Source organism: Acinetobacter portensis (assembly GCF_009372215.1).
Taxonomy (GTDB): Bacteria; Pseudomonadota; Gammaproteobacteria; order Pseudomonadales; family Moraxellaceae; genus Acinetobacter; species Acinetobacter portensis.
The window spans coordinates 44,485-57,712 of the sequence record NZ_LWRV01000113.1; the positions used below are offsets into that span (position 1 = coordinate 44,485).

The 13,228-nt window shown below is 36.2% G+C and carries 8 protein-coding genes; 5 read left to right on the forward strand and 3 right to left on the reverse strand.

Translation table 11 applies throughout. The features are described 5' to 3' along the window. The first annotated feature begins 169 nt into the window (after positions 1-169). Together def and A6M14_RS13650 are read left to right on the forward strand one after the other, a co-directional pair. Entirely contained in the window at positions 170-649 is a 480-nt protein-coding gene (def, locus tag A6M14_RS13645) for a peptide deformylase (protein WP_152875792.1), read from the forward strand. Between the two features lie 60 nt (positions 650-709). Further along, positions 710-1,153 carry a hypothetical protein gene (locus A6M14_RS13650; RefSeq protein ID WP_152875793.1) on the forward strand — a complete coding sequence of 148 codons (444 nt, stop codon included), beginning with the start codon at positions 710-712 and terminating at the stop codon, positions 1,151-1,153. Between the two features lie 74 nt (positions 1,154-1,227). On the opposite strand, the gene dhaK is transcribed toward A6M14_RS13650, so the two are convergent. Beyond that, positions 1,228-2,958, reverse strand: coding sequence for a dihydroxyacetone kinase subunit DhaK (gene dhaK / locus A6M14_RS13655; protein WP_152875794.1), 1,731 nt, complete (start codon positions 2,956-2,958; stop codon positions 1,228-1,230). 270 nt (positions 2,959-3,228) lie between these two features. Between dhaK and A6M14_RS13660 the strand changes: the two genes are divergently transcribed. Further along, positions 3,229-3,603: an endonuclease domain-containing protein gene (locus A6M14_RS13660; RefSeq protein ID WP_152875795.1), complete on the forward strand. Its 375-nt coding sequence runs from the start codon at positions 3,229-3,231 to the stop codon at positions 3,601-3,603. 197 nt (positions 3,604-3,800) lie between these two features. Here the strand turns inward: A6M14_RS13660 and A6M14_RS13665 are convergent, their stop codons facing one another. Continuing rightward, positions 3,801-4,547: an IS5 family transposase gene (locus A6M14_RS13665; protein WP_152875796.1), complete on the reverse strand. Its 747-nt coding sequence runs from the start codon at positions 4,545-4,547 to the stop codon at positions 3,801-3,803. 82 nt (positions 4,548-4,629) lie between these two features. Between A6M14_RS13665 and A6M14_RS13670 the strand changes: the two genes are divergently transcribed. Further along, positions 4,630-5,805 carry a RelA/SpoT domain-containing protein gene (locus tag A6M14_RS13670; RefSeq protein ID WP_152875797.1) on the forward strand — a complete coding sequence of 392 codons (1,176 nt, stop codon included), beginning with the start codon at positions 4,630-4,632 and terminating at the stop codon, positions 5,803-5,805. Between the two features lie 87 nt (positions 5,806-5,892). Here A6M14_RS13670 and metH read toward each other — a convergent pair whose 3' ends face one another. After that, entirely contained in the window at positions 5,893-9,579 is a 3,687-nt protein-coding gene (gene metH, locus A6M14_RS13675) for a methionine synthase (RefSeq protein WP_152875798.1), read from the reverse strand. 371 nt (positions 9,580-9,950) lie between these two features. On the opposite strand from metH, the gene A6M14_RS13680 reads away from it, so the two are divergent. Further along, on the forward strand, positions 9,951-12,884 hold the full coding sequence (locus tag A6M14_RS13680) for an autotransporter outer membrane beta-barrel domain-containing protein (protein ID WP_152875822.1): 2,934 nt from the start codon (positions 9,951-9,953) through the stop codon (positions 12,882-12,884). Positions 12,885-13,228: the final 344 nt, after the last annotated feature.

Genomic DNA, 13,228 nt, shown 5'->3' on the forward strand with positions numbered 1-13,228 from the left:
CATGGAAAAATACATGTGAAATTTTATTTATTATATCAATAGCTAAGTTATTGATGTTTTTCATTGGTCGTAATTTAAATGGTATTTTTTAATGGTTTTAATTTGAAAAAGTGATAATTTTATAACCTATGATCTTCATTGAAGTTTGCGATTAATTGAGCAATTGTCTATGACTGAAATTTTAAAAGTCGCACAAAAGGGTGAAGCTGTTTTAGCTTTACATGCAGCTGAAGTAAGTATGCAAGAGTTTGGTTCAACATGGTTAAATACGCTTGCAGATGCGATGCATGCCACCATGCTTGCGCGTAATGGCGTGGGTATTGCAGCACCACAAGTGTACGTATCTCGCCGTGTGATTATCGTTGCTTCACGATCAAATATTCGTTATCCAGATACGCCTGAAATGGACGCTATTGTGATGATTAATCCTGAAATTATTCAGCGTTCAGATAGGCAAGTATTGGGTGAGGAAGGTTGCTTGAGTGTGCCTAATGAAAGAGGGCAAGTTGCAAGAGCTGAAGTGATTCGAGTGAGTTACCAAACTTTAGCGGGAGATAGTGTAGAACAAGAATTTTCAGGTTTTCCTGCACGTATTGTGCAACATGAAATAGACCATTTAGATGGTATTCTTTTTGTTGAACGAACTTAATGACATTTATAAGTGGATATATGTTGTAGATATGGCTTAGAAAATTAGAATGAATATAAAATGACAGATCGAAATATACTTCAATTTTCACTTTCTTTAGATGATATTCAAATATCGGATCAAGCACAAAACTTTGAATTTTCTCAAGGTTTAAATGATATTCAGAAACAAAGCTTACGCTGTGGATATGTTGATGCTTTGGCTATTGAGAATATGATTTATGTGATTGAAGAGATTTTAGAAAAAATTCATATTGATCATAAAATTCAACATTATGCGCAAACATCAGATATGTTTATAAAGGAATTATCTGCAATATTTTTTAATTCAGATATGTGTATTGATCAAATTAAGTTGGAACATGCATTTAATGAGTTTATTGAACATACTGAATATTATGTAAATAAAGTCGGAGATGAAAAGATTCATCTATTTATCTACTTTGTTTTTATTCGAGAGATGATGCATCATTTAAATATTATTGAAATTGATATTTTACCGTAGGATTTTTTCTGTAAATACCCTGTGATTTTCTAAAAAAAAGCCTCGAACAAATCGAGGCTTTTTTAATAAAGATCTTATTTAATATGCTGTGCAATGTCTGTGAAAATCACGCCTAAACCATGAGCACCTGCATCAGGATAGCCTAAGCTACGATCACCAACTGTACCTGCACGTCCCATACGTGCCACAATTTCTTTAGTTGCTTCAGCACCTTTTACCGCTGCTTCTGCACCTAAAACAAAGTTTTCTTTAAACGATTTATTTGCATTTGCAGACCAAGAATCGGCACATGGTACAAGCGCATCAATTAACGTTTTATCACCCACAACCGCACCACGACCAAATGAGCGTTCGCCTGTGGCTTGAATGCCTTTTACTGCATCTTGTAAAAGATGAGCAAAATCTGCAACAGTTAAAACATCTTTACCTTTAACAGCTTTGCTTGCGGCACGGAATGCAGAACCCCAAATTGGACCTGAAGCACCACCACAATGTTCCATAATAATCATTGAACAATTTAGTAAAAAATCATCCATTTTTTCAGCTTGTAAAAGCTCATGCCATTGGCGTTTAAGTTGTTTAAAGCCTTTTGCAACACTCATACCAAAGTCACCATCGCCCGCGTGTGCATCTAGCTCACAGAATGGTACTTCATTTTTAATGATGCATGCGCTCATGACATCTACTACATAACGCATGTTTTCAATGGTGAATTGTTCATTGCTAATTACAGCATGTTCAGCATGTGTTTCCACATCTGTATTCACTTCACGTTTTACTGTTTCATCTTTTTTTGAAAATTCAAAAGGTAGGGCAGGCGAACCATCCATTTTAAATGCAGGGGTATTTGCTTCAGCATCTAAATAAGTTTTTAGTTCATCATCTACAGCAAGAAGTGAAACCGAAGCACCGTTCATATCGATACTTGTCATGTAATTACCAACGAATGTGCGGTAAATTTTGATACCTTTGCTTGCAAGGTGTTCGCATACATCATTGTTAAATACATACAGTTCTTGTAATGGTGTAGTACCAAAACCATTCACCAAAACTGCAACTTCTTTTAAGTTAGGACGATCTAAAAATAAGTCATCGACAATGCGTTGAGCAAGTTCTTTTGATGGCAAGATTTTCTCACGACGAATACCTGGTTCGCCATGAATGCCTACGCCATATTCCATTTCGTCATCTGCCAAGGCAAATGTTGGTGTACCTTTCGCAGGAACTGTGCAAGAGGTGAATGCAAAACCTAAGCTTGTTACATTGTCCGCAGCTTTTTGTGCAAGTTCTTTTACACGTGCAAGGTCGTAACCTTTCGTTGCCGCAGCACCTGCAATTTTATGTACAAATACAGTACCTGCAACACCACGACGACCCACCGTGTAAAGGCTGTCTTTTACGGCAATGTCATCGGCTACTTTGACAAAATCGACTTTAATGCCGTCATCTGTTGCTAAAGCTGCGCCATTCTGGAAATTCATCATATCGCCAGAATAGTTTTTGATGATCATTAGCACGCCTTTGTCAGTTGCGACTTGTGTTAATGCTTTATAGATTTGGATTTGCGATGGAGATGCAAATACATCGCCACATACGGCAGCGTCGAGCATGCCTGTACCTACAAAGCCTGCGTGTGCAGGTTCGTGACCGCTACCGCCACCGCTAATAAGGGCAACATTTTGGTGTTTCTGTTTTCGTGAAACAATTTTGTATGATTCATTGAATGCGAGTTCTGGGTGCGCAAGTACGAAGCCTTTGCACATTTCAACGACGATGTTTTCAGCACCGTTCATTAATTTTTTCATGGAAACACCAGTAGTCTAAATTTGGGGGAGATTAAGATTTAATGGCTATTATAAAACGGATTTATTCACTAAGTGGTAAAAATGTTGGATGATGGGTTATGTGATTAATTTTGGTAAAAGTATTGTTTTGTTGAATCTCCCTAAATCCCTCTTTATAAAAGAGGGACTTTACGCGAATTTGATGGTGGTTTTAGATTCGTGAAGTTCCTCTCTTTTTTAAAGGTGAGCCATGTATGGCGCAAGAGGAGGGATTATTAAAAGAGAATAAAAATGAAACCCTATAATAAAAAATTAAAACAAGCCTCACGTGACTTACGTAACAATATGACAGAAGCTGAAAAGTTATTGTGGTCGCGACTGCGAAATAAACAAATATTAGGTTTGCAGTTTTATCGGCAAAAGCCAATTTTGAATTACATCGTAGATTTTTATTGTCCTGCTGCAAATTTAGTGATTGAGTGTGATGGTAGTCAGCACTTTACGGATGAAGGATTAGAAGCAGATAGTCTTCGTGATGAGGTTTTGGCTCAACTTGGATTAAACGTATTAAGGTTTGATAATGGGCAGGTGATGGGGCAGATTAATAATGTGGTGGAAGTGATTTATCGGTATTGTTTGGACATTTTGACAATAGAATCTCCCTAAATCCCTCTTTGGAAAAGAGGGACTTCACGCTAATTTGATCACGGTTGTGGATTCGCATAATTTCTCACCTATTAAAAGGTGAGCTGTATGGAGCAAGAGGAGTGCTTAAGGAAATTATAAATATACTAGATTTTAACGTAAGTATTTGATAAAAATTCTAGATTAAAAATAAAATCTAACTAGAGTCTGTTGACATTTCATAATGGTAACCAGATAAAAATACAGGCTAAAGCAAGTGAGTTTTCATAATTCCGCTTTAGCTTGTCATAACGAGTGGCAATACCCCTGAAATGTTTTAATCTGGCAAATGCGTTTTCAACTAAGTGCCTGATTTTATATAAGTGCCAGTCCATATGTTCATTATTGGATTTACTGTTACCTTTTTTTGGAATATTGGCTTTCGTTTTTGTACTTTTAATTTTCTCTCTGAGAAATTCTGAGTCATAACCCTTATCAGCACACAAGATCTCTGTTTCTGCTAAATCCAAGCAATCGATTAACCTAGGTGCAACTTTCACATCATGAGTTGTGCCATCACCAATAATAAACTCGATAGGATTTCCGTTTGCATCTACAGCTAAATGAATTTTAGAGCTATTCCCACCGATACTTTTGGAAATTGATTGATCTTTAACTCCTGTCGCATGTTGATGCGCTCTCACATGACTAGCATCAATAAAGATCCATTCCAAATCTGCATCGCTCGACAATAATTTAAATATTTTTAACAACTTACTATCTTTACACCAACGATTAAATTTCTTAAAAATAGAGTTTGGCTTACCAAAGACCTCGGGTAGATCCCGCCAAGGGCATCCCGTTCTAATGCGATAAAGAATAGCTTCAATAAATAATCTTAAATTATGTTTGAGATAAATACTGAAATTGACGAGAATAGATTTTAGCTTAGACCAGTGTTGATCTGTCAGCATAGTTCGAGGCATAGCGAGAAGTGAATTTGGTTTGACGATTGAATTTTACTTTCTCGCTATTTTTTTGAACAGCAAATGTCAACAGACCCTAATTATGAAGAAAGAAAAAAGACCATTTACAAATGGGGATGTGAAGCGTGCAAGTTATTCTTTGATTGATCCTGACTTGGAGAATAACGAAGAGCTTTTATCGCAAACGATAAGTGTATTAACTTATTGGCGTAATTGCCATGTTGTGCCTTTATCTCAAGCAGAAATGCTAGTTTTAAAATATATAAATAGAATTGATAAAGATGCGTATATTGCAAAACGGTTAAAAAGATTGGAGTCAATTAGAAAAAAATTAAACTACAATAAACATAATTCAAATGGTCCAATGGTATTAACCAGTATGCAAGACATAGCTGGTATACGCATAGTTTTAACAAATAATGTAAAGCTAAAGAATTTTTTTAAAGTTCTAGAGAAAGAAAATTGTTTTAGAGAAAATGGTGTATTAATAAAACTTAAAGATTATATCAAAGTTCCTAAAGATGATGGATATAGAGGTATACATCTAGTAGCAAAGTTCAAAAATGAATTTGGTGATAATAAAAAAGTTGAATTTCAATTAAGAACCAAATTACAACATAGTTGGGCAACCAGTTTAGAAATTGTAGATTTATTTACTAAGCAAAACTTGAAAAGTAATGATGGGGGCGAGGGGTGGAAAGTCTTTTTTGGACAGGTAGGAAAACAGTTTGAAATAATTGAAAATTTACCATCATTTGAAAAAAATGATCAAAAGTTGGTAGTAAGCGAATATTTGAAATATCTTAAATTACATCCACAGGCTTTATATCAATCTATAGCTATTTACAAATTTATTACTACTCCATTAGAAGGTATAGTCACAAAGGTCACTGTTGAAGGTTTATTTAAGTTATATGCTGAATCCTTAAATGAAATTAATGAAAAGATCATAATGCATAATAAGTCTATTGATGATTTAGTATTATTACGTTTGAATGTACTTAATAGACAGCTAGAGTTAGATTTTTTTAATAAAAACCAAACAGAAAAAGCTTCGGAACAATATGGTTTTTATGAGACAAAATTAGCAAAGAATCCTAATTGGGTTGTCGCTTTATTATCGACAAATGCTATAGGTGGTTTAAAGCAAGCATATCCTAACTACTTTGCTGATTCTGAAGTATTTTTATCTTATATAACATTAATAAAATACGGTGCAGTAATTGTCTTTAATCAACAGAGAAAAATATCAGCTTAATAAAAAAATCCCCTCAATCGAGGGGATTTTTTTATATTCGATACGAATGGATTCTTCCCCCTTTATCAAAGGGGGCTAGGGGGATTCTTAAGAAATCGAATCATCCAAATTCGGCGCTAACCAACGTTTCGCTTCATCCAACGTCCAACCTTTACGTTTCGCATAATCTTCCAACTGATCGCCAGAGATTTTACCTACGTTAAAGTAATCAGTTTCAGGGTTTGCATAATAGAAACCGCTCACAGAAGAAGGTGGCCACATTGCAAAACTAGACGTTAAGAAAGTACCCATCTTCTCAGTTGAACCTAACCAATCAAACAATGGCGCTTTTTCAGAATGCTCAGGACAAGCAGGGTAGCCAGGCGCAGGACGAATACCGACATACTTCTCTTTAATCAAATCATCATTCGTTAAAGTTTCAGAAGCTTGATAACCCCAGAACTCTTTACGAATACGCTGATGTAAATGCTCAGCAAATGCTTCAGCGAAACGGTCACCTAAAGCTTGAACCAAAATCGCATTATAGTCATCACCTTTGGCTTTATATTCTTGTGACATTTCTTCTGCACCAAAGATCGATACAGTGAAACCACCTAAGTAATCTTGAGCAACGTCTTTTGGTGCAATAAAGTCAGCTAAAGAGTAGTTTGCTTTGCCTGTCACTTTGTCAGACTGCTGACGAATATGCTCAAATGAATGTGTCACATAGCCATTTTCATCAGTGACTGCAACCGTATCTGCTGCAATGCGGTTTGCAGGGTAAATGCTGAATGTTGCACGTGCATCGAAGCGTTTGTTTTCAATAATGTCTTTCAACATAATTTGCGCTTGTTCATACAAATCACGTGCTGCTTCACCCACCACTTCATCTTCTAGAATTTTTGGGAATTTGCCCGCCAAGCTCCAAGAAATAAAGAATGGTGTCCAGTCGAAGTATTCCACCAAGGTTTCTAAAGAATAGTTAGTGAAAGTCTGTGAACCAATGAAGTTTGGTTTAACAGGTGCATGCTTTTCGAAATCAATTTTAAAGCCATTTTCAACCGATTGTGCATAAGATAACTTCGCCGCTTTTGGTTGCTTATTTGCTAAGCGGATGCGGATTTTTTCATAATCCGCAGCATAATCTTCTGCCAATTGTGGCTTCATTTCAGCAGAGAGTAATTGAGTTGCAACACCCACAGCACGTGAAGCATCCGCCGTATAGTACACGCCATCATTTTGATATTGCGGTGAAATTTTTACAGCGGTATGTGCTTTAGAAGTTGTAGCACCACCAATCATCAGTGGAATGTTAAAGCCTTTACGTTGCATTTCTTTCGCAACAAAAACCATTTCATCGAGTGACGGTGTGATCAAACCTGACAAGCCAATGATATCAACTTTTTCATCAATTGCAGTTTGTAGAATCTTCTCACACGGTACCATCACGCCAAGGTCAACGATGTCATAACCATTACAACCAAGTACAACGCCTACAATGTTTTTACCAATGTCGTGTACGTCACCTTTAACCGTTGCAAGTAAGATTTTACCTTTAGATTGAGCACCTGTTTTTTCAGCTTCAATAAACGGGTTAAGCCATGCAACCGCTTGTTTCATTACACGTGCAGATTTAACCACTTGTGGTAAGAACATTTTACCTGAACCAAACAGATCACCGACTACGTTCATACCCGCCATTAAAGGACCTTCGATCACATCGAGTGGGCGAGTAGATTCTAAACGTGCTTCTTCAGTATCTTGGTCGATATACGTGGTGATGCCTTTAACGAGTGCGTATTCAAGACGTTTTGCAACGCTTGCATTACGCCATTCAAGGTTTTCTTCCGCTTTTTGTGCGCCCGCTTGACCACGGTATTTTTCAGCAACAGTCAGTAATTTTTCTGTTGCATCCTGACCGCTTTCACCTTGATTTTGGTTGAGTACAACATCTTCAACGGCAGCTTTTAACTCTGTATCAATATCATCGTAAATCGCCATTTGACCTGCGTTTACAATACCCATGGTCATGCCTTGTTGGATGGCATGATATAAGAACACTGAGTGAATGGCTTCACGTACAGGCTCATTACCACGGAATGAGAACGATACGTTTGATACACCACCTGAAATCATTGCATGTGGTAGGTTTTGTTTAATCCAACCTGTTGCTTCAATGAAGTCCACACCGTAGTTGTTGTGTTCTTCAATCCCTGTTGCTACCGCAAATACGTTCGGGTCAAAGATAATATCTTCAGCAGGGAAGCCCACTTCATTCACAAGTACATCGTATGAACGCTTACAAATTTCACGTTTACGTGCTGCTGTATCTGCCTGACCATCTTCATCGAAAGCCATTACAATAACAGCGGCACCGTACTGACGACATAAACGCGCACGTTCTACAAATTCGTCATAACCTTCTTTTAAAGAAATTGAGTTAACAACAGCTTTGCCTTGAACGCATTTTAAACCTGCTTCAATGATGTCCCATTTTGATGAGTCAATCATGATTGGCACGCGTGAGATGTCAGGCTCGGAAGCGACAAGATTCAGGAAATGCACCATTGCACCTTGTGAATCGAGCATGCCTTCATCCATGTTAATGTCGATGATCTGTGCGCCAGCTTCAACTTGTTGACGTGCAACATCTAAGGCTTCGGCAAAGTTTTCTTCTTTAATTAAACGAAGGAATTTTTTAGAACCCGTAACGTTGGTACGTTCACCTACGTTTACGAATAATGAATCTTTAGTGATGTTAAATGGCTCTAATCCACTTAAACGACATGCAGGTTCAATGTCAGGAATTTGACGAGGTGTAATACCATCAACCGCTTGTGCAATCGCACGGATGTGGTCAGGTGTTGTACCACAGCAACCGCCTGTAATATTAATTAAGCCACTTTCAGCAAATTCTTTAATAAATGCAGCTGTTTCTTCAGGCGTTTCATCATAACCACCAAAGGCATTCGGTAAGCCTGCGTTTGGATGCGCTGACACAAACGTATCGGCAACGTCAGACACGGTTTTTACGTGTGGACGCATTGCATCCGCACCGAGGGCACAGTTAAAGCCAATAGATAAAGGCTCTGCATGGCGCATTGAGTTCCAGAATGCTTCTGCTGTTTGACCTGTTAAAGTACGACCTGAGGCATCTGTAATTGTGCCTGAAATCATAATTGGTAATTCATAACCAATTTCTTTAAATACTTCTTTTACCGCAAAAATTGCAGCTTTAGCATTTAAGGTATCGAATACAGTTTCAATTAAGATGATGTCTACACCACCTTCAATCAAGGCTTTAGTCGATTCAATATAATCAACTTTTAAAGCATCAAAAGTGATGTTACGGAATGCAGGATCATTCACGTTAGGTGAAATAGATGTTGTACGTGATGTAGGACCAATAACACCTGCCACGAAACGTGGTTTTTCAGGTGTTGAATACTTTTCACATGCTGCTTTAGCAAGACGAGCCGCAGCAATGTTGATTTCAGGAACTAAATCTTCCATGTGGTAGTCAGACATTGAAACACGTGTACCGTTAAAGGTATTGGTTTCAATAATGTCAGCACCTGCTTCTAAATAAGCTTCGTGAATACCTTGAATAATTTGAGGTTGTGTAAGGACTAAAAGATCGTTATTACCTTTGAGGTCTGATGCCCAATCTGCAAAACGTTCACCACGGTAATCTGCTTCTTCTAATTTATGGCGTTGGATCATGGTACCCATCGCACCATCGATAATTAAAATTCTTTTGCTAAGAAGCTCTTTTAGGGTGGCAAGTGTAGACATTCAAACGTTCTCAGAAGGAATTAAAAAACGGTAATAATCTTAACAGATTAGCATATTGAATTCTGCGCTGCTTTCGTCAGAAAGTTGGATATAGATGATTTGAAAAAGTTATAAGACAAAGAATGTATTTTAATCAAGTTTAATAGGTTAATAGTTCAGCAAAGTAGGGGAGTTTATTTAATGACTATTTGATTAAAAGTTACACAAAGTAACAAATATTATTTATTTAAAAAGATAACAGATTTAAGTACTTAGTTTTAATTTAATAAAATAACTACTCAGTCACAGTATTTTTAATTAAAAGTGATTGATTAAATAATAAACGATAATAAAATGAGTTATAAATCACAAAAAATTAAAAAATAAGCTATATGAATAAAGTCTATAAGTTAATTTGGTGTATGTCTCGCAATATTTGGGTAGTGTGTTCTGAGTTGGGGCGTGCATCGACAAAATCTAGCCATAGAAAAATAATAATTACAGGTTTTATTGCATTAAATTCAACTATTGTTTTTGCTGTAGAGTGTACTTCAGGAGTATCTCCTAGATATGCAATAACGAATCAGCAAAATGCACAGTGTACTATATCTATTGCCAACGATAACTTTTCTAATGCTTATAACTATCTATTAGTACGTCGCGGTAATGTTACGTTTACAGATGACTTTACATTGGTTATGTCTGGAAAGTCTGGTGTTTTTGCAGGGAATGTGAGTGGGATTACTGCTCAATACTCACCTTCTACGATTACTGGTAAAAATTTAACTATGACACTTAATGCTACAGGTTTTACAGGAAATGTTATTGGTGTCGATAATAGTAGTGCAAATACCATTAAATTTAATGATGTAAGAATTACGGCAAATCCAAGTCTATGGTCAAGCTATAGTTATGGCTTACTTGCTGGATCATCAACCGATTCGGGCGATTCTTCAGCAGCATCAAGCTATTCCGATATTATTGTGAATGATGCAACAATTACAATTGCAAATAATAGTGGTCAAAGTGCTGCATTACGTGCGATTCAAGGTGGACATAACAATAATATTGTAAATGGAAACGGCTCTACAGGGCGTATTACTGTAAATGGCAATTTAACGGCAAATGTTTCAGGTTCAAATTCAAGTGGTATTTATGTTTCTGGTGTAAGTAATACTCCAGTTGTGATTTTAAATGGAAGTAATAATTATATTAAGACAGTAAATAGCACAAATGGAAGTGCTGTTAAATTAGGTAAGGCGAATGATATTCTCGGTGGAGGGGCTGGTCAGCTGATTTTGAACGGTTCTCTTACTATCGACACTACGCAATCGAGCGGGGCGGCGATTCGTTTAATCGATAATTCATTTTTTGATAGTTCAAATACAAACTCATCACTTACAGTAGATGCAAAAGGTAGTGCAATTCATGTGAGTAATTCAGATGTTGGAACAGGAATAAACAATGGTAATGCGACATCTACGGGCGCAAAAATATATTTAAATCAAGCAAATTTGAAATCTACATCAGAAGATAAATCTTTAATTTTAGTTAACTCAAAGCAAAAAAATGTAGAGATAAAAGTCAATAAAACAAGTGATTTAACTGCGAGTTCAAAAGCTTGGCTGTTAGAAGTACAAGGTGACTCAACTGTCGATGCTAAATTTGAAAAAAATGTATATTTACAAGGGTTAGTTTCAAAATCAACAGTCGGCGATTTAAATATTGAATTGAAAGATAATTCTAAATGGCAGTTAGCTAAGAATAACGCTATAACATTATCCACTTTTTCAAATTTAGTATTAGATGAATCTACTTTAAATGCATTTGATGTAGAGCAAGCAAATTGGGGTGCTTCAAATTTTACATTACAAGGCCAAAGTGTTAACTCTAAAAGTGGTGTGATTAATATTGATAATGGCAAGGTTGGAGACAAACTTACAATTGATGGTAATTATATAGCGAGTGGCTCTGCAACAGTTAAAATGAATACTTTGTGGAATGGTCCTGGTGATGATGTCGGTACAAACTCATCTTCTGATGTTTTGACTATTACTGGGCGTGCGACAGGAATGACGACAGTCGTTCCTGTGAGCGCTAATGGAACATTAAATTTAATAGATGGGAATGTGACACAAATCCAAAGTATTATTAATACAGTTCCTGTGATTAATGTTGAAACAGCAGGTACTCAAGCATTCCAAGGTAATGCAAGAACAACAGGTATATCTCAGGTACAGCTTGCTATGAGAAGTAATTCAGTTACAAATCAAGATGAATACTACTGGACAGCGAAAGCAACACAAAGAAATATTGAAATTATAAATCCTGAAACACCAAGCTATACTCAAATGCCTATTGCGAATATGGAGTTAGGTTATACAATATTAGGAACATTACATGAACGTCGTGGGGAAAATCAGACACTCGCATGGGATGACTGTGGAACATGTGTTAAAGATAACCAAGGTCAAAGTTGGGGGCGTGTAGTTGGTAGTCATCTAGATTTGGAAGGAAAAAATCGCTTTAACATAAATGGTGAACAGTACTTAATGCAACTAGGTCATGATTTTATTATTCACGAAAATATGGAAAAGCAGTCTCGTAATCATACAGGTGCATATATTTCATATGGTCGTAGCGATATGGAATTTGAAGACCGTTATAGAGCTATTGATGGACAACTTGTTGATCATAAAAATACAGGTAATGGAAAAACGGATGCATTTAGTTTAGGGCTATACAACACATATTATAATAGAAATGGCTCATATGTAGATTTAGTAGGTCAAGTATCTCATTTACGCAATACTTATAATTCTGAAGGTTTAGAACAAGTTAAACAAAATGGTTTAGGTGTTGTAATTTCATTAGAAGCTGGACGTCCATATGCATTAACAGAACATAAAGATAACGAATCTGGATGGATGGTAGAACCTCAAGCACAATTAATATATCAATACTTAGGTTTAGATTCATTTAATGATAATGTTCGTACAGTTGATCAGAATGATCAACATGGTTTACGTGGTCGTTTAGGTATTCGTTTAGCGCGAAATAGTGAAGCCAAAGATTTGAGAACGAATACGGTTTATTTTACGGCAAATGTACTTCATGATTTTTTACAGCAAAGAGACATTAATATTGGTCCAGATACGATTAATGAAAAATACAATAATACATGGGGATCGGTTGGAGTAGGCGCACAATTACCTATAAGCCAACATGGCTATTTCTATGCTGATGGACGTTATGAACATTCATTTACATCAGAAAAGCGTGAAACTTATAAAGGTACTTTAGGTCTGAAATTTACTTGGAAATAAGCAAGTCAAACATAACCAAATTGAAGTTTAAAAATATAGATGAAAAGGTTATAAAATGAAAAAAAATTATATTGTGCCTCTAACGACAAATTGTATAAATATTATGGGACAACAAGCGTTAAGAGCATGCCTACAATCCGACCGTCGCGTAAGCTTAGATATTATTGGAATAAAGAAAAGTCAAAAATGAATAATCTTCTATAAAAAGTAAAAAAAGAGGCTATAAGCCTCTTTTTATTGTCATAAAAGTTTCATTCACTTGTCATAAATGTAGTGCATATTAGAAAGATACAAAAAGACATGATGGTTTTTTAATCAATTATGCGTATTGTTACAAATGAGTG

Bases quoted from the DNA above. Each gene is read 5' to 3' on its own strand.
- def (WP_152875792.1), top strand. From the start codon at position 170: ATGACTGAAATTTTAAAAGTCGCACAAAAGGGTGAAGCTGTTTTAGCT.
- A6M14_RS13650 (WP_152875793.1), top strand. From the start codon at position 710: ATGACAGATCGAAATATACTTCAATTTTCACTTTCTTTAGATGATATT.
- dhaK (WP_152875794.1), bottom strand. From the start codon at position 2,958: ATGAAAAAATTAATGAACGGTGCTGAAAACATCGTCGTTGAAATGTGC.
- A6M14_RS13660 (WP_152875795.1), top strand. From the start codon at position 3,229: ATGAAACCCTATAATAAAAAATTAAAACAAGCCTCACGTGACTTACGT.
- A6M14_RS13665 (WP_152875796.1), bottom strand. From the start codon at position 4,547: ATGCCTCGAACTATGCTGACAGATCAACACTGGTCTAAGCTAAAATCT.
- A6M14_RS13670 (WP_152875797.1), top strand. From the start codon at position 4,630: ATGAAGAAAGAAAAAAGACCATTTACAAATGGGGATGTGAAGCGTGCA.
- metH (WP_152875798.1), bottom strand. From the start codon at position 9,579: ATGTCTACACTTGCCACCCTAAAAGAGCTTCTTAGCAAAAGAATTTTA.
- A6M14_RS13680 (WP_152875822.1), top strand. From the start codon at position 9,951: ATGAATAAAGTCTATAAGTTAATTTGGTGTATGTCTCGCAATATTTGG.